Origin of the sequence: Pseudomonas sp. TWP3-1 (assembly GCF_049896625.1) — a bacterium.
GTDB lineage: Bacteria > Pseudomonadota > Gammaproteobacteria > Pseudomonadales > Pseudomonadaceae > Aquipseudomonas.
Window position 1 is genome coordinate 66,249 of sequence record NZ_JAFCUQ010000006.1, and the last position, 19,416, is coordinate 85,664.

At 60.0% G+C, this 19,416-nt stretch carries 15 protein-coding genes; 3 read left to right on the forward strand and 12 right to left on the reverse strand.

Going from position 1 to position 19,416, the window contains the following annotated elements:
• Nucleotides 1-98 precede the first annotated feature (98 nt).
• Nucleotides 99-1,250, forward strand: a complete 1,152-nt coding sequence (locus ACP7BN_RS10505) for an MFS transporter (RefSeq protein WP_426203818.1) — start codon at nt 99-101, stop codon at nt 1,248-1,250.
• Nucleotides 1,251-1,369: 119 nt separating this feature from the next.
• Here the strand turns inward: ACP7BN_RS10505 and ACP7BN_RS10510 are convergent, their stop codons facing one another.
• From ACP7BN_RS10510 to ACP7BN_RS10535, 6 genes are all read right to left on the reverse strand, one after another.
• The gene (locus tag ACP7BN_RS10510; RefSeq protein WP_426203820.1) at nt 1,370-3,793 is read right to left on the reverse strand and encodes a TonB-dependent siderophore receptor; all 2,424 of its coding nucleotides are present in this window, start codon (nt 3,791-3,793) and stop codon (nt 1,370-1,372) included.
• 98 nt (nt 3,794-3,891) lie between these two features.
• Entirely contained in the window at nt 3,892-4,866 is a 975-nt protein-coding gene (locus ACP7BN_RS10515) for a FecR family protein (RefSeq protein WP_426203822.1), read from the reverse strand.
• A gap of 40 nt (nt 4,867-4,906) precedes the next feature.
• Nucleotides 4,907-5,398 carry a sigma-70 family RNA polymerase sigma factor gene (locus ACP7BN_RS10520; protein ID WP_426203824.1) on the reverse strand — a complete coding sequence of 164 codons (492 nt, stop codon included), beginning with the start codon at nt 5,396-5,398 and terminating at the stop codon, nt 4,907-4,909.
• A 110-nt stretch (nt 5,399-5,508) separates the two neighbouring features.
• Nucleotides 5,509-9,978, reverse strand: a complete 4,470-nt coding sequence (locus ACP7BN_RS10525; RefSeq protein ID WP_426203826.1) for a hemagglutinin repeat-containing protein — start codon at nt 9,976-9,978, stop codon at nt 5,509-5,511.
• A 108-nt stretch (nt 9,979-10,086) separates the two neighbouring features.
• Nucleotides 10,087-11,814: a ShlB/FhaC/HecB family hemolysin secretion/activation protein gene (locus tag ACP7BN_RS10530; RefSeq protein WP_426203828.1), complete on the reverse strand. Its 1,728-nt coding sequence runs from the start codon at nt 11,812-11,814 to the stop codon at nt 10,087-10,089.
• A 105-nt stretch (nt 11,815-11,919) separates the two neighbouring features.
• Entirely contained in the window at nt 11,920-13,053 is a 1,134-nt protein-coding gene (locus ACP7BN_RS10535) for an MFS transporter (RefSeq protein WP_426203830.1), read from the reverse strand.
• A gap of 99 nt (nt 13,054-13,152) precedes the next feature.
• On the opposite strand from ACP7BN_RS10535, the gene ACP7BN_RS10540 reads away from it, so the two are divergent.
• Nucleotides 13,153-13,926, forward strand: coding sequence for an AraC family transcriptional regulator (locus ACP7BN_RS10540; RefSeq protein WP_426203831.1), 774 nt, complete (start codon nt 13,153-13,155; stop codon nt 13,924-13,926).
• A gap of 94 nt (nt 13,927-14,020) precedes the next feature.
• Here the strand turns inward: ACP7BN_RS10540 and ACP7BN_RS10545 are convergent, their stop codons facing one another.
• A complete protein-coding gene (locus tag ACP7BN_RS10545) occupies nt 14,021-14,461 on the reverse strand; it encodes a carboxymuconolactone decarboxylase family protein (RefSeq protein ID WP_426203832.1) in 441 nt (146 codons plus the stop codon).
• 190 nt (nt 14,462-14,651) lie between these two features.
• Between ACP7BN_RS10545 and ACP7BN_RS10550 the strand changes: the two genes are divergently transcribed.
• Nucleotides 14,652-14,942, forward strand: a complete 291-nt coding sequence (locus tag ACP7BN_RS10550) for a hypothetical protein (protein WP_426203834.1) — start codon at nt 14,652-14,654, stop codon at nt 14,940-14,942.
• A gap of 55 nt (nt 14,943-14,997) precedes the next feature.
• On the opposite strand, the gene ACP7BN_RS10555 is transcribed toward ACP7BN_RS10550, so the two are convergent.
• The 5 genes from ACP7BN_RS10555 to ACP7BN_RS10575 form a co-directional block, all read right to left on the reverse strand.
• Nucleotides 14,998-16,569, reverse strand: a complete 1,572-nt coding sequence (locus tag ACP7BN_RS10555) for a sensor domain-containing diguanylate cyclase (RefSeq protein ID WP_426203836.1) — start codon at nt 16,567-16,569, stop codon at nt 14,998-15,000.
• 214 nt (nt 16,570-16,783) lie between these two features.
• Nucleotides 16,784-17,305 carry a hypothetical protein gene (locus ACP7BN_RS10560; RefSeq protein ID WP_426203838.1) on the reverse strand — a complete coding sequence of 174 codons (522 nt, stop codon included), beginning with the start codon at nt 17,303-17,305 and terminating at the stop codon, nt 16,784-16,786.
• Nucleotides 17,305-18,033, reverse strand: a complete 729-nt coding sequence (locus ACP7BN_RS10565) for an alpha/beta hydrolase (RefSeq protein WP_426203839.1) — start codon at nt 18,031-18,033, stop codon at nt 17,305-17,307. Before ACP7BN_RS10565 ends, ACP7BN_RS10560 begins: the two co-directional genes overlap by 1 nt.
• Nucleotides 18,034-18,036: 3 nt before the next feature.
• Entirely contained in the window at nt 18,037-18,534 is a 498-nt protein-coding gene (locus ACP7BN_RS10570; RefSeq protein ID WP_426203841.1) for a PAAR domain-containing protein, read from the reverse strand.
• Nucleotides 18,535-18,665: 131 nt separating this feature from the next.
• On the reverse strand, nt 18,666-19,331 hold the full coding sequence (locus tag ACP7BN_RS10575; RefSeq protein ID WP_426203843.1) for a ribonuclease T2: 666 nt from the start codon (nt 19,329-19,331) through the stop codon (nt 18,666-18,668).
• Between the last annotated feature and the right edge of the window lie 85 nt (nt 19,332-19,416).

A 19,416-nucleotide genomic window follows, 5' to 3' on the forward strand; every position in this document is an offset into this window, starting at 1 on the left:
ACGATGTCCGCCGCACCCGGATGACCTGCCTGCCCGATCGAACCTCGACGCCTTCGCAGTGTCCTTCGGGGACGCGCCGTTTTTTGCCAAGGATCGTTATGACCAGCCTCAACACCCAAACCGCATTCATTCCAGGACGCCTGCAACAAACGTCCACGCGCATCGCTTTTTTCATCGCCGGACTCGGCATCGCTGCGTGGGCGCCGTTGGTACCGTACGCCAAGGCGCGCGCCGCGCTTGATGAAGGCACGCTGGGTTTGCTGTTGTTGTGTCTGGGCGTGGGCTCGATTCTGGCGATGCCGCTGGCGGGCATTCTCGCGACGCGTTTTGGCTGTCGGCGTGTGGCCACCGGTGGCACGTTGCTGATCTGCGCGGCATTGCCGTTGCTGGCGACGGTCTCATCGATTCCGGCAATGATCGCCACGCTGTTCATGTTCGGCGCCGGATTGGGCACGGTGGATTCGACGGTGAACCTGCAAGCGGTGATCGTCGAGCGCGCCAGTGGCAGGAACATGATGTCGGGCTTCCACGGGATGTTCAGTCTGGGCGGGATCGTCGGCGCGGCGGGCGTGAGTGCCCTGCTCGGCCTAGGCTTGTCGCCATTGGCGGCGATGCTGGTGGTAGTCGTCGTGTTGATCGCAGCCATGCTCAAAGCCGTGCCGAACATGTTGCCTTATGGCAGTGAAAGTTCAGGCCCGGCGTTCGCGGTGCCACACGGGATCGTGCTGTTCATCGGTGGCATGTGCTTCATCGTCTTTCTCACCGAAGGCGCGGCGCTGGACTGGAGCGCGGTGTTTCTCGCACAGGAACGCGGGATCGACACAGCGTACGCGGGCCTCGGCTACGCGGCGTTTGCGCTAACCATGACCTTGGGCCGGTTGACCGGCGACCGGATTGTCCGCGCGCTGGGCGCGACGCGGATCATTCTGTTCGGTGGTCTGCTGGCGGCGGCAGGACTGTCGCTGGCAACCTTCGCGCCGAGCTGGGAAGCGGCGTTGTTCGGTTATGCGCTGGTCGGTGCCGGGTGTTCGAACATAGTGCCGGTGCTGTACACGGCGGTGGGCAAGCAGACGGTGATGCCGGAAAGCATCGCGGTGCCGGCGATCACTACGCTGGGGTACGCGGGGATTCTCGCGGGGCCAGCGGTGATCGGCTTTGTCGCGCATGCCAGCAGCTTGAGTTTTGCTTTTGGGTTGATGGCGTTGTTGCTGGTGGCGGTGGCCATTGGCGGGAAAGTGCTCAAGGTCTGAACACCGACCGCTGTGGCGAGGGAGCTTGCTCCCGCTGGACTGCGCAGCAGGCCTTTTTTTGGAGCTGCTTCGCACCTCAGCGGGAGCAAGCTCCCTCGCCACAGGTCAGGTTTCAGCCTTTAAAACCCGACGCTCGCCTGCACAAAAAACGTGCGCGGTGTACCTACGTAGATCCCCGAGTTGTTGTCGCTGGAGCGGGTGAAGTACTGCTTGTCGAAGACGTTCTTCACCCCGGCGCCCAACTTCAGATTCGACAACTGCGCACCAAAGTCATAGCCGCCACGCACGTTCCAGGTCACGTAACCCGGAATGTCGCCGTACTGCCCGTCCGCCGTACCTTCGGTGATGTAGTTGTTGTTGAAGCTGCCATCGGCGTTAATTCCGCTGCCCGGCGCGCGCTGTTTGGACTGGGCGAAACCGTCGATGTTGTAGGTCCAGCGGTCGATGTCGTAACGCAAACCGACCGTCGCCACCTGGCGCGAGTAGTACGGCAGATCGCGGCCCTTGAAGCCCGGAATCTCGCCTTCATACGTCGCGCGGGTGTAGGTGAAACCGGCGTTGGCGGTCAAACCGTCAAGCCGCGGGTCAAGCGCTGCCATGTCGTAATGCACCGAGGCTTCGATGCCTTGGTGCTTGGTCGCGCCAAGGTTGGTCCAGCCCACATCGTTGCTGACGTATTGCAGCTCATCGTCGAAGTCGATGTAGAACAGCGTCACTTCACCGCCCCACACGTCATCGTTGTAGCGCGTGCCGATTTCGTAGGTCTTGGCTTTTTCCGGGTTCAAGCCGCTGGCCGGTTCATCACCCGAGCCACCCTGGCCGAGCTGGAAATACTGCAGGCTGCCGAACGAGGTTTCGTAGTTGGCAAACAGCTTCCACGCATCGGACAGGTGATACATCACGCTCAGCGCTGGCAACGGTTCGTTGCTTTCGATGCTGCGGTTTTTCTCCGGCACGCGTTTGCCAGCAGTGTCGAGCACGGCGCGATCATGCCAATCGGTGCTGATGTGCTCGAAGCGAATACCGGGCGTCACGGTCCAGTTGCCGACATCGATTTTGTTGTCGATGTACACCGAGTTGGCTTCGGTGCCGCCAGTGCGATCCTGGAACACGTGGCCATCGGAAGACTTGGTCACGACTGGCTCGTTATTCACCAGCGCCAGTCGGCTCGACTGCTCGTGCATCGCCTCTTTCAGGTAACGATAACCGACGCTGACTTCTTGAGTGGTCGGGCCGACATCGAACACGCGAGACACGCGCGGCTCGATCCCCAGCGTGTAGTAGGAACGCGGAAACGAGCTGAGGGTTTTCTGGTCGCGGGCGGCGATGGTGCTGCCGCGAAAGCTGTCGGAATAGTAGGTCAGCACTTCGGCCTGAGTACGCTCGTCGATCTGGCGGATCCACTTGAATGACACGTCTTTGCGTCGGCCGCTGAAACCGTCGTAGTCACGATCGGACTGGAACGGTTTGTCGTCGTACTGCTTCTGCGTCAGGCCGCCCGGCATGTCGGCGCTGGCGTCGTAGTAGTGGAAATTGAGGCTGAAATCGTCCTGATCGGTCGGCGCCCAATGGGTCTTGAGGATCACATCATCGATGTCGTTACTCTGATTGCGCTCGCGGTAACCGTTGCCGTTGACGCCCGAATAGAGCAACGCCATGCCGATGCCGTTGTCGGCAGTGCCGCCAAGGAACGCGGTGTCGATGTGTTTCCAGCCACCGTGCTGCGAAGTTTCCAGCGTGGTGCCGATCTCACCGGTAGTTTTTTCCGGGATGGCTCGGGTCACGAAGTTGATCACGCCCCCGACGTTCTGCGGCCCGTAGCGCACCGAACCGGCGCCGCGCACCACGTCGATGCTGTCGAGGTTGCCGGAAGAAATCGGCGCCATCGACAGTTGTGGCTGGCCATACGGGGCGAACGCTGCCGGCACGCCGTCGATCAACACAGTCGAGCGTGGCGACAGGCGAGAAGTCAGACCGCGCACGCCAACGTTCAGCGAAATGTCACTGCCACCGGTGCCGTTGGCTTCCTGCACCTGCACGCCCGGCACCCGGCGCAGTAAATCGCCGACGTTCATTGCGCCCTGCTCGACCATCGCTTCGCGGCGGATCACCGTGCGTGCGCCGGGGTGGTTCTGCACCACCGCAGCGTCGGCGTCACCGAGCCAGTCGCCGACCACTTTAATGTCGGTCACACCGAGTTCCAGCGGGCCGCTGACGGCGGTGGTCGGTGCGGGCGACAGGGTGACCGAGCCTTCATTGATCTGATAATCCAGACTACTGCCTTGCAGCAATTGGCGCAGCGCCTGCTCCGGGGAAAGATCGCCATCCACTGCCGGCGCCTGCTTTCCTGCGACCAGATCAGGGCTGAAAAACACCTGCAACGACGTTTGCTGGCCCAGCTCGCTCAGGGCCTGACCCAGCGGCTGCGCGCGGATGTGAATGGCTTCAGCGGCGAACGTCATCGGCACAGCGGCGTTGACCGCCAACGCCAAGGCCAGCGGCAACCAAGGGGATTTTTTGTTTTTGGCGGTGGTGTTTTTCACGTCGAACGTAGTCCTGTGGATCGCAAGAGTGTGCGCCTGTTAATGCAAACCAGTTGCAGTTGAACAGGAAGACGATGAACTAGAAAAAAACCTGAATTTTATTTTGAAATTATTTCCTGGCTGCCATCCGCAAGGGTGCGAACAGCGACCGGAAGTATGTTCGGCAAGGCTTTGAGCAAGGCCTCGGTGTCATCGGATTTGAACACGCTGGTCAGACGCAGGTTGGCCACCGTCGGGTTGGCAACTTTCAGCGGTTTGTCGCGATAGCGGGAAACCTCCTCGGCGACTTCAGCGAGGCTGGCGTTGTTGAACACCAGTTTGCCGCTGCGCCACGCGGTGATGTGCGCCGGGTTGACCGCGTAAGCCGAGGCGACCACGCCTTGCGCATCAACCCGCGTACCGAGCCCGGCAGTCAAGCTGACGAACTGGTCATCCGGCGCACCTCGCCCCTGCACCTTGACCGTGCCCTGCTCCACCGCAACCCGGGTTTGTGTCAGGTCGTGGCGCACATCGAAGCGGGTGCCGGTGACCGTGACCTTGCCGCTGCCGGCCTCGACCACAAACGGGCGCGCCGTATCGTGCTCGACGCTGAACATGGCTTCGCCTGCGCTCAGTTCGATGACGCGGCGATCCTTTTCATAACGCACTTTCAAATGGCTGCGGCTGTTGAGGTCGATCAGCGAACCATCCGGCAGCGCCACGTGTTTACGCTCGCCCAACGCTGTAGCGAATTCCGCGTTGTAGCCGCCGGAGTGATTGAGACCGCTGAACAATCCGAGTCCGAGAGCGATCGTCAGCACACTGGCCGCCACTGCGTAACGCACCCATGGCTGACGTTTTGGCGGGGTTTCGCACAGTGCTTTCAGGCGTGGCGCAGGCAACAGATCAGCGGCCGACCACAAGCCTTGCAGCAACTGGAATTCATCACGGTGCTGCGCATGCTCGCTGAGCCAGGCATCGAAGCGCTGCTGCTCGTCGACACTGATGACCGGCTCCTGCAAACGCACAAACCAGCGTGCCGCCTCGTCGCGCACCGTTGTCGGCCCGCACGCGCAATCACGGGTATCCATCATGGAATGTCCTGTCGGGCTGGGGAGGAAAACTGACGGCGGCTCATGATTGCGCACCGTCCAAGCGATCACGCAGGTGCCGCAGGGTGCGGATCATATACTTTTCCACCATGTTCTTGGACAGGCCCAGTCGCTCGGCGATTTCCGCCTGAGTCAGGCCTTCGATTTTCTGCCAGACGAAAATCTTGCGGCAATTGACCGGCAGCTCCGTGAGCGCCCTTTCGATGGAATCAGCCAACTGGATCGCATGCATGTAATGCTCCGGGTCGCCGGCCGACGACACACCGTGATCGATGGCCTGCAACTCCATGGCACCGCGCCGGTCCTCGCGCCGATAACCGTCCACCGCTATGTTGCGCGCCGTCTGATGCAAATACGCCCGCGGTTGCTGAACCGCTGAAGAATCGGATTCGAGCACCCGCACAAAGGTGTCGTGCGCCAGATCCTCGGCCTGCTGACGATTGCGCAGGCGACGGGTCCAGGTGCCGATCAACTCTTCGTAATGCTCGAGGAAGCCGGGTCTGCGGGAACGCATGGGGTGATTGCGGCGCGGTGAGGAAAGGAGCGCGAATAGTAATGCTTCGTATTAAGGCGAAGCAATGTATTCCGTGTGTGGGAGTGAGCAGGCTCACTCCCACGGGTGGATTAGCCTTTTTCGTCGATTCCGGCTTGCAGGGTTTGAGTGTCCAGATGACCGCTGAGGATCACTGGGCCAACCTTCAGATTGCCGTTCTCAACCGAGACTTTGGGTGCCTTGTCGTCGGTTTTCTGCGGCAGATCGAGGCCAGCCTTGACTGCATAATCGAGGTTGCTCAGGTCGCTGCTGCTGACCTTCGAACCGCCCAGATCAACCTGCCCTTGCGTCGATGAAATCCGCGCGCCGGTCAGTTGCGTGTGGCCACCGACATTCAGGTTTACGCCTTGGCTGCCGCTGATGCCGGACGCCTGAGTGACACTGTCCTTGTGCGCGTATTCACCTTCAACTTTCAGGGTCGGCTTATAGTCGGTGCCGGCCAGTTTTCCCTTGTCGTCGGCTGGGGTCTTTTTGGCTGTCAGGCCAAGATCGACATCGACCTTGGCGTGGTTGCTGGTGTCCTGACGGCTGTCGACCGTCAGATCACCGGCAACCTTGCCGCTGACGTTTTGCGCATCGATCCGCGCGCCGCTAAGCTGCACATCCGCGCCACTGTTCAGTACCACAGTGTCAGCCTTGATCTGGCTATTCTGCTGTTTGCTGCTTTGCAGATAATCCACACCGACCTTGGCCCCGGCATTGAAGCCGTGATCGCTGCTGGCCTTTTCATCGGCGGCAGTTGGCGTGCTTTTGCTCATGTTGCCGCCGGCATTAAGCGCGACGTTCCAGTTGTTGCGGCTGTCGGTGGACTGCGCCGATTCCTGGACGATGCCGCCCTTCTGCGCATCCAGACTGACCTCCGGCGCGCTGACTTGCGTGCCTTGCAGATGAATCGAATCGCCGCTCAGCGCGATGCCGCTCTGGCTGCTGAGCTGGCCGCCAGTCAGAGTCTGCGAGTGTTCGTTGACCTGACCGATATTGAAGTTGCCGCTCAAATTGCCGCCCTGATCACGGCTCTTCTCGCTGCTGGTCTTGCTGCCGCCGGCCTTCAGACCGCCGCCGAGATTGCTGCCGGTCGCGTCATGAGACGACGTGGCTGCTTGCAGATCGAGTTTGCCGTTGGCCTTGAGGTCGATGGCGCCAGTGCTTTCGATCTTTGTGCCTTGCTGGATCTGATTGCCGCCGCTGCTCAATTGCACCGGACCGTTAGCCTGAATGCTCGCCACATGCGCCTGGCTGTCAGCGTTTTTCTTGCCAGTGTGATTGAGCTGAAACCCGGCGCCGAGATCAACGTTGGTGCCGTCGGTGCCGGGCAAGGTGCCAACCGTCAGCGAGGCGTTGCCGCGCAGGCTGGAACTGTCGCTGCTCTGGCGGTCGTTGGCTTGATTGAGCGCCAGATCGCCGCCGGTCTTGATGCTCACGCCGCCCTGCCCTCCGTCGAAATGGCTGCCTTCAAAACGTGCGTCATCGCCGACTTTGATGTTGACGCCTTGCGTGCCGGCATATCCGCCGACCACGGCGGTGGAGTTGTCTTTGCTCGACTGACTGCTGCCACCCGCGCCGGAACCTGCGACGTTCACGTCTTCGCCGGTCTTGGTGTAGACGCGCACGTCGACCTTGGCATCGACCGATTTGTCGCTGCTGCTGTGGGTGTTGCTCGCGGCATCGGCGACAAGTTTGTCGGCGCTGATGTTCACTTTGCCGTTGCTGGCATTGTATTGGGTGCCTTGCTCGTTGAGCGTCCCGGCGACCTTTACATCCACACTGCCGCCGTCAAAACGGCTGACCACGGCGTTGCTGTTTTGCTCGGTTGTACTGGCGCTGCCGTGACCGACCGCCACATCAATGCCGACGTTCGGTTGACCCATATTGGCGAGGGAATCCTTGTCCGGAATCTTGCCGCCGAGCACATCTTTGACTGCGCCTGCGATTGGCCGGGCGATGTCTTTGTATTCGACATTGGCGCCGATGTCCGCCGACCAGTTGCTCTCGGTGTGGGTGCTGCTGTCGGTGTTGCTCGCGGCGCGGTTATCCACCTGATTGGCGGCGATGTTCAGCCCGCTGCCGGACTTGAGTTGCGCGCCTTCGGTGGTCAGCTTGTCGGCGTTGATCGTCAGGCTGCCGTTGCTTTGCACGCTGCTGGTTTGCGCGGTGGTTTTGCTGGCGGAATCTTGCGAAGTGCTATGGGCGAAATCGACGCCGTTGCCGGCACGGTCGAGGCCGCCGGTGTAGTAGAAACCGCCGCCAGTGCTGGTTTTGTCAGTCGCGGTTTGGTGGCTGTCCTGCTCGGCCAGCAGCGAGACGTTTTTGCCGCTCAGCTCGGTGTCGCCGGCCGTGGATTTGACCTCGGAGCCTTTGAGCGTGACGTCGCCACCGGCCTTCACTTGCACCGTGCCACCAGCCAGGCTGGAGCCTTGCTGTTTGACGTCATTGACGGTGACGGTTTGCTGCTTGTCTTCGTAGTGCACACCGGCACGGTACTGCTCCGGCGTCTGCTCTTTGGCGTAGGCATCGAAACCACGGGTGTGTGTGCTGTCGCTGCTGTCGTGGGTGTTTTGCGTCGAATGCACGTTCACATCGCCCGCTGCATCAGCCGTCAGCGCGCCGCCAGCCTTGACCGAGGAACCCGCAACGTCGATGTCCTTGGCGCTTTTGAGCTTGAGGTTGCTGTCCGACACCAGCTCGCTGCGCACGGTGGTGCTGTCCTTGCTGTTCTGCCGAGATTCGTCTTTGCTGATGCCAAAGAACTTGCTGTCCTTGTCGTGGTTGTTGCTGTGCGAGGTGTCCTGCACGCCGTCGATCGCCAGCGAGCCCTTGTCGCTGATCACACTGGCTTCAGTGCCGCCGCGCACCTGACTGCCGCTGATGCGCACCTCGTCAGCCTTGACGATCAGCTTGCCGGCGGCATTGATCTTGCTGCCCTGATGCTGAGTCTGGCCCTTGTTGGCGTCACCGGTCTTACCGAAGAAACCGCCGCCGACCAAGTCGCCGGAATAGCGATTGTCGCTGCTGCGACTGGTGCGCGTGGCGGTGCTGATTTCCACCTGTTTGCCAGCCAATTGCAGATCGCCTGCGCTGGCCAGTTCGGCGCCTTCGGAGCGCAACAGCGCGGCAGTTTGCAGGGCAATGTTGCCGGCCTTCAACTGGCTGGTGACGCTGCGCTGCTGCTCGCTGCTGGTGTCCCAATCGGCTTTCCACAGGTGTTTACGGTGGTTGCCCTGATCGGTCTGAATGTGGCTTTCGGTGGCGGCGGTCAGACGCAAATCGCCGGCGCTTTGCACGCTGAGATTATTCGCCGCTTCGACCTTGGCGGCTTTGAGTTCGGTGTCTTTGCCGGACGACAATTGCGCGTCGCGGCTGGCGATGATTTGACTGCCGTGCTGGCGCGAATCGCTGTCGGTCTGGGTGCGCTCGTAAGTTTCCCAGGTGATGCCGATGGTGCTGTTGTTCCAGTTTTCGCGGCTCTCTTGCAGCTTGCGGCTTTCGACGGTGGTCAAGGTCAGGTTGCGCTTGGCATCGACTTTCACATCACGAGCGCTGACGTCAGTGGCAGCCAACGTCAGGTCCTTGCCACTGTGCAAACCGACGTCGCCGTGGCTGCTGCGAATGCCGGCACGGGTGACGTCGAGGCTGTCCGGGATCGCTTGACCGCTGACGCTCAAATCACCCGCCGAACGAATCTGCACGCCGTCACGCCCGGCCACTTGCACCGCGCCAACCCGCACGCCGGCGCCTTCGGCAGTGCTGACAATATTGATGCGCCCGGCCTGCATCGCGCCGAACAGGCTGGCATCAATGCGCTGGTCGGTGGTGTTGCCCGCCGGATCGACTGCTTTGACCTGACCGCTGGCGTAATCCACCTGATTGCGCCCGACCGTGAGGTTCAATTGATCACGCGCAGTGAGCGCGCCCTGACTGTCGATGCGCGGCGCGATCAGGTTGATCGAGCCTTCACCATTGCGCAGTCCGCCGCCCTGAATCTGCAACTGGCCGGTGGCATCGCGGGTGCTCAGCGCTTGCAGTTTGCCGTCGTTCAACTCCGGACGACCGACCACCAGATTGGCGTTCGGGGTGTTGATGAAACTGCCGCCATTCACCGAAATGCCGTTCGGGTTGGCCAGCACATAATCAGCGGCGCGGCCGAAAATTTCCTGCGCGCCGTTGATGGCCGACGGGTTACGGCTGATCACTTCGTTGAGGATCACGCTCGCTGCCTGGCCCTGGAATTGCGGGTTGGCTGCCAGTTGCCCGGCGAGCTGCGATTGCCCGGCCTGCAACGCGTTGTTCAGCACCAAACCTTGGCGGTCGACGTTGTAGTCGAGAAACTGGTTATGCGACAGGCCCGAGCCATTCGGCGCAACGATGTTGACGATGGGGACGCCGCCCTGAGTCTGCAATTGCGCGGTGCCGCCGGGGCCGGGTGCGACCACCACACCGCCGGCCAAAGCGCTCGGCAGGTGTGCAGCGATAAACAGGCTGGCAATCGCCCAGCGCAGTTTGCCCCGTGGGGAAAGATGAAACGCAAAAGTGTTCATTGGCATAAATAACTCTCCGTGTAGTGCGGCATCACGTTGCGCGTTGGGATCAAGGCCTCGGCTGTCGCGCTCAGATCCGAGACTGGTTGTTCACTGACATTCATATCTGCGCCCTCAAATCTGCACACCGACCCGCATCAGCCAGGTTTCAGGCTCGCTGTGCAGGCCGGTTGGGGTGTTGAGGCTGCGTTGGTAATCGACATCGACTTGCAGGTTTTTCCAGCCCAGATTGACGCCAAGACTGGCACCGCTCAGGCGTTGACCCTGGGCGCCGTGGTCAGCCTTGATCCAGCCGTGGTCGAGGCCGACCCGTGGCGTAACCTGCAGCGGCCAGTCGCTGCGCAGTGGCAGGCGCAAGGTGTTGCGCCAGATTGCCCCGCTGGCACCGGACGCACTGCTGACGCGGTAACCGCGCACGGCGGAATCGTCGGTGCCGAGCAGTTGTTCGATGGCTGGCAGCGGATCGGGGCTGTACTGCAAATTCAGTTGGCTCTGCCATTGCCAGGCTTGCGTGCCGAGCTGGCCGTTGCGCCATTGGCTGAGGCCGGCGCGGTATTTGCGAAACTGTGCCTTGGGCAGGTTGTTGACTTGACGCTGGGCATCGTCGTCGGCGCCGAACCAGCGCAGGCCTTGGGCGTAATTGAGGTCGAGGTTCCACACCGCGCGGTCGAGCCAGAACAGATTGAGTCCCGCTTCAGCCACGGTCAGGGTCGGGCTCTGAATGCCGAGGCGCACGTGTTCCAGATAGCTGTCGACATCCTTGTGCGCCAGTTGCAGATTGGCGCTGAGCTGATGACTCTGATCGCGCCACAGCACGCGATCTGCACGCAGGCTGACTTGATCGGTGATGCCAGTGCTGTGGAGAGTCAGGCTGCTGAGCTTGAACGGCGCGCGATATTCGGCGTGGCTGGCAAAGGTGCTGAAGGTCCAGTAGCCGTAAGGAATCGCGTAATACAGGCTGGCGTTGCGGCTGTAGCGATCGCCCTGATTGAGTGTGTCGCTGGCGCTCAGACTCAACAGATCGTTGAGTTGCAATGGGCTGTCGAGGCTCAGGCTGAGGGTGTCGCGATCACGCCCGGTGCTGGCACTGCCGAGGTTGTCGATGCCGGCTCCGAGCGTCCAGCGTGACTGGCCGGAGGTGCGCGAACGCAGGATGATTTTCGACGCGCCGGGTTGGCTGCCGGGGGCGATGTCGGCGGTCAGATCGACTGAACGCAAGCGATTCAGTTGATCAAGGCCCTGCTCCAGATCGCGCAGGTTCAACGGCTTGCCGAGCATGCCGGGGAACGCGCCGCCTAACGATACCGGCAGGCTCTGGTCGGCCAGTTCGATCGCTTCGATGTAGCCCTCGTCGACCAGAATATCCAGCGACTGCCCGTTGACCGGGGCGCTGCTCAGGTACGGTCGGCTGGCGATGTAGCCCTTCTCGACGTACAGCGCGGTGATGGTCGCCAACAGGTGATTGATCTGCCCGACGCCCATGCACGGCGCCAGCAGCGGCTTGATCCGCGCGTTGAGTTTTTCGCTGTCGATCAAGGTTACGCCGCCGATGCGCGTGCCGCTCAAGGGCCAGCAGCGTTCATCAGGTTTGACCGATTCGGCAAGCACCGGCGCGATCGGTGCCGGCCCGAAAGCGCCGCGCTCCAGTTGGCGCTTTCTCTGCTCGAGCTGAAGCTGTTGCAGATCGCGCTGTTGCTGTTGTTGCTGGCGCAGTACCTCCTGACCCGGAGCGACTGGTTCAGCGGCAAATACGCTGGGTGCACACACACTCAACAGCAAGGCCGACAACAGCGGACGAGGCAGACAATTACGACGAGGTACAGCGCAGAACGAATACGGCACTCAACATCCTTGCAATCAACTGGCGTAATGCGATGCCATCAATAGCCGTGATAGTCAGAGCCTTCCTACACAAATGCAAGACGCGTCCTACAACGCTTACATTTTTTAAACAAATGCTTTCCTGGCACCAAAAACCAGCAGCAACACAATGCCATTGCACGCCATCAGGGTTTCCCCGAGTGCCTGGCTCCAGGCCGCGAGCATCAATCCGCCACCAATCAGCAGGTAGTAGAGCAAGCCCAACAACGCCCCTGCGGTGCCGCGCCGATCTGCGTAATTGGCCAGCGCCGAACCAAGAATATTCGGGATCGCCATGCCGAAAGCCAGCACCACCAGCACCATTGGCAGTACGAATACGCCGCTGTCCTGCAACCGCCATACACCGAAACCGCCGGTCAAACCGACGAGCGCGGCGAACCGTATCAATTGCAGTGCACTGAACCCTCGACGCAGCAGACGTTTGTTGAGCCATGCTCCAAACCCCGAGCCCAATGCCAGCACTACACCGCTGTAACCGAACGCGGACGCGCTCAGGCCAAGTCGCTCGAACATGAACGGGCCGAGGCTGTAATAGCTGAATAACGCGATGTTGAATGAGGCGACGCACACAGCCGAGCACCAGATCGACCCATCCCGCAGCATCCGTGCGAGCGTTTCGATCAGACCGGCAGACGTCTGTTGAGGTGGACGGGTTTCCGGCAAAGCGCCCCAACTCCAGAACCACAACCCCAGTGCCAGCAACAACAACGCGCCGAGCACGCCGCGATAACCGAAGCTCTGGACCAGCATCGATCCACTGAACAGACCAAGCGCCGGACTGGCCGCCAGCGCCATGCCCACCAGCGAAAACACCTGCGACAGTTGCACCCCCTCAAAGCGGTCACGCAGCAACGTTTGCGTCACCACCGAGCCGACCGCCGCCCCGAATGCCCCCAACGCCTGAGCCATCAACAGCCCCGTAAAGCTGCTGACACTCAGTGCCCAGACCGACGCCAGTGCGTAAATCGCCAGCCCGGCAAGCATCGAAGGTCGACGTCCGATCAAGTCGCACACCCGGCCCCACGTTACAACACCCACGGCAAATGCCAGAAAATACACTGACGCAGTCTGCCCGGCCGCCTGCGGGCCGACTCCAAACGCTCGGCCGATTTCCCCGAGCGCCGGGCTGTACAGGGTCTGCGCGATCTGCGGAAACATCAGCAATGCAATTGCCAGCACCAAAAGACGGCGACTGTTCATTTGCGTGTCACTCCTCAAGTTGAACCGCGAGGAGTTTAAAGAGCCGCGCTTGGCGTACTATCCAGACTTTGCCAACTTATCGTTTAAATCGGACAAATAATGGCGTGGCTTGATGCAACAGCAACATTTGATCCCGACCTGTTCGAAGCGCCGGTGATCGGCATTGCAGCTGCCCTCGGCGACCATGACTCCGGGCTGCATCAGCATCAGCGCGGACAATTGCTTTACACCCGCGAAGGTTGCACGCGCATCACGCTGGCGGAGCAATTGTGTTTGCTGCCACCTTCGCGCGCGGCATGGATTCCCGCCGGCATCACTCATCGCGCAGTGATGCAGCGCAGCGTGGACTACCGCTCCATCTACCTGAACGCTGAGCTATGCCGCGACCTGCCACAACAGGTGTGCGTGATTGAAGTCAGCGCGTTGTTACGAGCGGTACTGGAACCGATGGCAATGGCCGACTTCGACACTGATTGGCAACGGGGAAAATTCGTCCACTTGCTGGCGTTGAGCCTGAACGAAATCCGCGACGCGACGCATCAACCGATGCTCTTGCCGCTGCCGAAAGACAAGCGCCTGGCGTCCCTGTTGGCAACACCCGAGCGCCTGCCACCGGAACTGCAACAGCTTGAGCAACGAATCGGCGCGAGCAGCCGCACCATCGGCCGAATCTTCCAGCGCGAGACCGGCATGAGCTATCAGCAATGGCGCCAACAATGGCGGCTGATGCGCGCGATGGAGCTACTGACCCTCGGACGCAGCCTCAGTTACTGCGGCTTCGAACTGGGGTTTGCCAGCGATAGCGCGTTCATCGCTTTCTTCAGAGCCTTGACCGGCACCACGCCTGGAAACTGGGTCAAGGCAAGCAACTGACGGCCGACATGACACGCTCGGTTTGCGCTGGATCATGATGATGGATGCAAGCTTCGGCCTCCGGCCGCGCCGAGTGCCGATACCCATTGATCACTTAGGCCTGCGGGGTTTTGCGAAAGCCTACGGCCAGGCGGTTCCAGCTGTTGATGGTGCTGATCGCCACGCTCAGATCGACCATTTCCTTTGGCGAGAAATGCGCGGCGACGGCTTCGTAATCTTCATCCGGCGCGTGGGTCAGGCTCAGTTGGGTCAGCGATTCGGTCCACAGTAGTGCAGCGCGTTCACGCTCAGTGAAAAACGGCGCTTCACGCCAGGCCGTCACGGCGAACAGACGACGCGGAGTTTCGCCGCCCTTGATCGCATCAGCGGTGTGCATGTCGATGCAGAAGGCGCAGCCGTTGATCTGCGAAGCGCGCAGCTTGACCAGTTCGATCAGGGTCTTTTCCAGTGGCAATTTGGATACGGCGGTTTCCAACGCGATCATCGCTTTCAGCGCATCTGGGGAGGCGATGTAGAAATCGATACGAGGTTTCATGGTTGTGCTCCGGGGCAAGTGAATGTGTGGCTACGTTAGACCCGAGGCGGGTTCAGACAAATAGCCAATCTCCCGGAAGACGAGTAGGCCACTTGGGCACATGCAGGGATGACCGCTCGTCACATGGCCGGCACCAAGCCTTTCACGCGTCAGACCAATATCAGGTAAATCCCCTTTTTGGAGACGTACCATGAAGACGCGCAAATTTACTTCGTTGTTATTGGCCGGCCTGCTGGCCACGGCCTCCGCCGCCACCTTCGCCGCCAACGACGGCGCTGATGCGACCGGCACCAAATCCGGCGCTACCAGCGGCTCGACCATGCCGCCGGACAACACGCCGGGCGCGCCTTCTGGCGGTAATTCCGGCAGCGGCGGCACTGGCACCAATGGCGGCGCCAGTGGTTCAGGTTCGGGTGCTGGTGGCGGCACCGGCTCGGCGGGCGGCGGGACGGGCGGTGCCGGCGGTGGCACTGGCGGCTGAACGAACAAGAGCCGGCCAAAGTGAGCAGCATGGCCGGTTTTGATTGCGCTCGTGATCAGCGATCCGAGCGCAGCAGCTCGCCAATTTCCCCATCCATCGACAGCACTGCTGCACGATTGCGCCCGGCATTTTTCGCCTGATACAACGCCGCATCGGCACGCTGAATGAACGCTTCAATGCTGTCGTTACCGCGTGGGATAAACGAATAACAGCCCAAACTCACGGTGAGATATCCAGTGGGCGAACCACTGTGGGTGATGTGCTTGTCCATAACGCTGCGGCGGATCTGCCCGGCGATCGCCAGCGCCCCGTTGATATCGGTATCCGGCAGCAACACTGCGAATTCCTCGCCACCGTACCGCACCGCCAGATCGGACTTGCGCTGGCAGCAGCCCTTGACCACCTGCGCCACCTGAGTCAGGCAATGGTCACCGGCGACATGGCCATAGGCGTCGTTATAGCGCTTGAAAAAATCGATATCGAGCATGATCAGGCTCACCGGGCTCGACTGCCGCGCGCCACGGGCGAACTCGATATCCAGCGAGCGCTCGAACAGACGCCGATTGGCCAGGCCGGTCAGGCTGTCGTGGGTCGCAATCAGTTCCAGCGCTCGCTGGGCCTTGCGCAAGTTCTTCTCGATCCGCTCACCATCGCGCACTTGATGAATGAACACCCAGCCAAACAGCCCCACCCCGAGCATGACCAACGCAACGATCACGCTGGATTGAAACGCCCGGGCATGCCAACTCTGCAAAATCGTGTCACGCGACGACGAAGCCGCAACCACCAGTGGATACGCCGCTAATTGCCGGTAGCCGTACAGGCGCATCACGCGGTCGAACACCGATTCGATCATCGCCGTGCCCGCCGGGGCATTGGGTAACAGCTTCTGATAAATCTCGTTTTGCGCCATCGAGGTGCCAATCAGCGATTCAACGAACGGTCGACGCGCGAGCAAGGTGCCATCGGTCAACGCAAGGAACATCGTGCCGTTGTCGTCGAGGCTGAAGCTTTTGAAGAACTGGTCGAAGTACGACATCTTGATGCCGGCCATCAACACGCCTTGGAAGTTGCCCAGCCGGTCATTGACGCGTTTGGAAATCGGGATGATCCATTCACCGTTTTCGCGACTGCGAATCGCCGGGCCGATGTGCGCTACCGCAGAGACATTCTGCTGGTGAAACTTGAAGTATTCGCGATCCGCCACGCCATTGCCGCGCGGCAGGTCAGGGAACGAGGTGATCACCCACTGCCCGTTACGGTCGAACAAAAACATGCCGTGCAACTGCTCGAGTTGCTGCACGCGCCGCGCCAGGGTTTTCTGCAAACGCGGCTTTTGCGTTGCGCCGTAGCCATCGTCTTCGATCCAGTCGACCAGACTGGTCAGCACCAGATCGGCAGCCAGAAAAGTGTCCTCAGCCTGTTGCGCCATCGCCCGGGTCAAGTTAGCCGATGCCATCTGCGCAATCGCCAGATCCTGGCGCCGCGACTGTTCCAGTTGCAGGTACAGCAAACCGAACAGACACAAACACACCGCAACGATAAACAGCGCCGCCGCTTTACGCAGCGGCAGCCGTTTCAACGTGCCACCGGGGGCCTGATGCGGATCGTGAATGGGGATAGGCAAAAGCATGTCCTGGGCAGGTACGACAGGGGCCAAAGCCCGAAACCCTTGGTTATGGTGAGCGTAGTTCACCGGGGGGCGCGGGGCAAACAAGTACGACCGCGATTGACCCGACGTTGTGGGTATCGGCGCGAGGGGGAAATGGATGACGGGTTTGGGGAAATATTTTTTCGACAGTTGCGGGAGGGATTTGCTCGCCCTCCCGTCAACAGTGAGCTCAGGGCTTATTGACTTCGCGCAGTAGATCAGCGACCGGGATATTCATGGTGTTTGAGTAGTAGGGATTGTAGCCGTAGGCGGTGACGACGACTTTGCAGGGGATTTGTTGTTTGCCGGAGAGGAGCTGGTTGATTTCTGCCGGTGACAGATTTCTTTCCGAACTACGGCTACTGGAGGTCTCGGTAACGAACGCGCTGGTGAAATAGGTGAATCTCGCCTGATTACCTTCATTTCTTTCAGACTCTATCAAGCCGAATGCAGAAAACCGCAAAGATTTGCCAGGCGAGAAATCCTGGTCTTCTCCCAAAGCGCACTTGAGCTTGCCTGAGACCATGCCTTGTCTTTCTCCTCGATCAAATAGATCCAGCACATCAACATCCGACTGATACTTGATGGCATACAAACTGAGGCTGCCTTCTCTTTCAACAGATAGAAAACTCAAATTTGCTGGAGGCTTGGTGTGATCTTTCGCGCAGCCCGAGCAAATAATTAGAAGCGCGCACAGGAGACCTTTCTGCATCACGGGAACTCCTTCATGATTGCCTCAAACAACAGGTCACTTGCCGATTTGTCACCGGCGATACGCGCCGTGAAAAGCCCGAATGCATTTGCATGATTCGCGTCGACATTGGCATTTATTGAAGGCCCACAAGAGATCAGCCATTTTTCACCAAATTCAGCTACCCCATCTGACTGATCTTTCTTGCTGGGTGTAGCCTTTACGTTGATCCAGTCGACAGCGACCGGGGCAGGACGCTCGCGATAGATGTCCGAGCCCAACCAGACCAACGCCCCTTCACCCACCGGATCAAGGGTGACCAACATCTGTACTCTATAACCCCATTCCGACATTATTTTTGTCAGATGAGCGCCATTCCAGCCGCCGAGGCTATGTCCAACTATGTAGACAGGACAGCTTTTGTACGGAATCAGGCTCAGAACATGCCGCTGAATGTCTTGTTTCCCCCTGACCTCGTTGTAGCCCAACCACTCAGACTTGTACTTGCCGTCTTTTATCAACTTTTGTGTGCGGACATCGAATTTATCCCGCGCTTCCAGGATATTTTCATATGGTCCTGAAAAATAATAACTCTCCTTATCCCCAGCGCCCCCGATAAACACAACAATCGCTTTAGTGCTCTCCACCGGAACAGCCTTATCACTGACATCCTTCTTATTCGTCAGCGCATGTTCCTTGTGCAGCTTGTAGTTGTTGCCTTTCTCACACGTCACCGTTTCAGCAGCCATGCCTCACTCCTCCAAAAACAGCTTGATGGTTTCAGGAAGATGCGAGCTGACTGTGTGCGTGAATCCAGAAGAGTCAGAAACGCCAGGCTCCATGCGCCCGTCCGCGCGCTGAATCATGTACGGATGGTTGGGCATCGGTTCGCCGGTCACGTCGTTGACCAGTTTCAATCGGTCGGTGAAGTGCACTGGCATGGACTGCAGGCCGCTGAAAGGCGCGACGACTACGGTGTCGCCAATGATGACCGTGCCGGAACCACCAATAATCACGTTGCCGTGGCCACCGGTACTGTCCAGTGTCGCGGCGTTCAAACCATTGATAAACACCGTCGAAGATACAGCGCCCGTGATCGGGCTGCCGCAGGCGGATTTGTCAGTTAATCGCGCCGCCGCCAAACCGTCGAAATTTACATCGGGCGAGCCGCTGGCAATCGGGTTGGTACCGTGTCCCGGCAGTGGGCAGGATGTTGGATCGGTGACTCGGGCTGCTGGTTTACCGCTCATGAAGGCTCCTTGCGTGAGAAGTGCTAGTCCATTTGCGCGCAAGCATGCGCGAAGTAGCCTAGCGCTTCAAATCCGAAAACAAGAAGGGCGTCCATCTGGACGCCCTTCTTGTTCAACTGTCTGTCATTCCATCAGCGCGATGGCGGAACCCGGATATCCCCTGCCCGGCATTGGGTTTTCACGCCTTTGCCGCATGTACCGAATTGCAGATCCTTGCCCATGCACACGCGCACTTCCGACAGCTCCGGGCCGTTACAAATGACCGCGATACCGTTCGCCGCGATGCCGGGGTTGCTCTTGCGAAACAGGTCGGCAATTTCCTGCGCCTCGAAGTAATACGAGGTGCTGAACGGTTGCAGTTCCTCGGGGACTTTCACTGCTGCAACGGCTTTATCAGATGCATCCAGATAGCCCATCGCGCCGAGGCCGCTGCATGTGCCGTGTTTGGCCCATTCATGATCAAGCAGCTTTTTCGTTGGAAATAACGTCAAACCTTTGGCCGTTTCCGCCGCCGAAAGGTTGGTTACCGGCGGGCAGGATTCCGGCCAGCCGCCTTTGGCGTATTGCGGCCACAAACCGTGCAGGACAAATCCGTAGCCTTTGCCGGAACATTGCGCGTCGTCCTTGTGGGTCAGACAGAACGTCGGCGACCACGACAGCGTCAGCAGGTAGTAATCGAACACCCCCGCCACTGACTCCGCTGGCGCTTGGCTGGTTTGCGACTGGCGCGCCGAACTCACGCCAATGCCGCCGACCGTCAGCGCAATCAGGGCCATAATTGTAAGAAGTTTTTTCATGTTCCCGCTCCTTGGGACGCCTGCGTCCGTGGTTTCCGTGACTGACCAACACTGGGTCAGAGGGTATTGAGTCACGCATGTGTTG

Excerpts from the sequence above, each read along its gene's own strand:
- ACP7BN_RS10575 (WP_426203843.1), bottom strand. The coding sequence starts at position 19,331 with ATGAAAAAACTTCTTACAATTATGGCCCTGATTGCGCTGACGGTCGGC.
- ACP7BN_RS10550 (WP_426203834.1), top strand. The coding sequence starts at position 14,652 with ATGAAGACGCGCAAATTTACTTCGTTGTTATTGGCCGGCCTGCTGGCC.
- ACP7BN_RS10565 (WP_426203839.1), bottom strand. The coding sequence starts at position 18,033 with ATGGCTGCTGAAACGGTGACGTGTGAGAAAGGCAACAACTACAAGCTG.
- ACP7BN_RS10520 (WP_426203824.1), bottom strand. The coding sequence starts at position 5,398 with ATGCGTTCCCGCAGACCCGGCTTCCTCGAGCATTACGAAGAGTTGATC.
- ACP7BN_RS10540 (WP_426203831.1), top strand. The coding sequence starts at position 13,153 with ATGGCGTGGCTTGATGCAACAGCAACATTTGATCCCGACCTGTTCGAA.
- ACP7BN_RS10545 (WP_426203832.1), bottom strand. The coding sequence starts at position 14,461 with ATGAAACCTCGTATCGATTTCTACATCGCCTCCCCAGATGCGCTGAAA.
- ACP7BN_RS10560 (WP_426203838.1), bottom strand. The coding sequence starts at position 17,305 with ATGCAGAAAGGTCTCCTGTGCGCGCTTCTAATTATTTGCTCGGGCTGC.
- ACP7BN_RS10535 (WP_426203830.1), bottom strand. The coding sequence starts at position 13,053 with ATGAACAGTCGCCGTCTTTTGGTGCTGGCAATTGCATTGCTGATGTTT.
- ACP7BN_RS10570 (WP_426203841.1), bottom strand. The coding sequence starts at position 18,534 with ATGAGCGGTAAACCAGCAGCCCGAGTCACCGATCCAACATCCTGCCCA.
- ACP7BN_RS10515 (WP_426203822.1), bottom strand. The coding sequence starts at position 4,866 with ATGATGGATACCCGTGATTGCGCGTGCGGGCCGACAACGGTGCGCGAC.
- ACP7BN_RS10525 (WP_426203826.1), bottom strand. The coding sequence starts at position 9,978 with ATGCCAATGAACACTTTTGCGTTTCATCTTTCCCCACGGGGCAAACTG.
- ACP7BN_RS10505 (WP_426203818.1), top strand. The coding sequence starts at position 99 with ATGACCAGCCTCAACACCCAAACCGCATTCATTCCAGGACGCCTGCAA.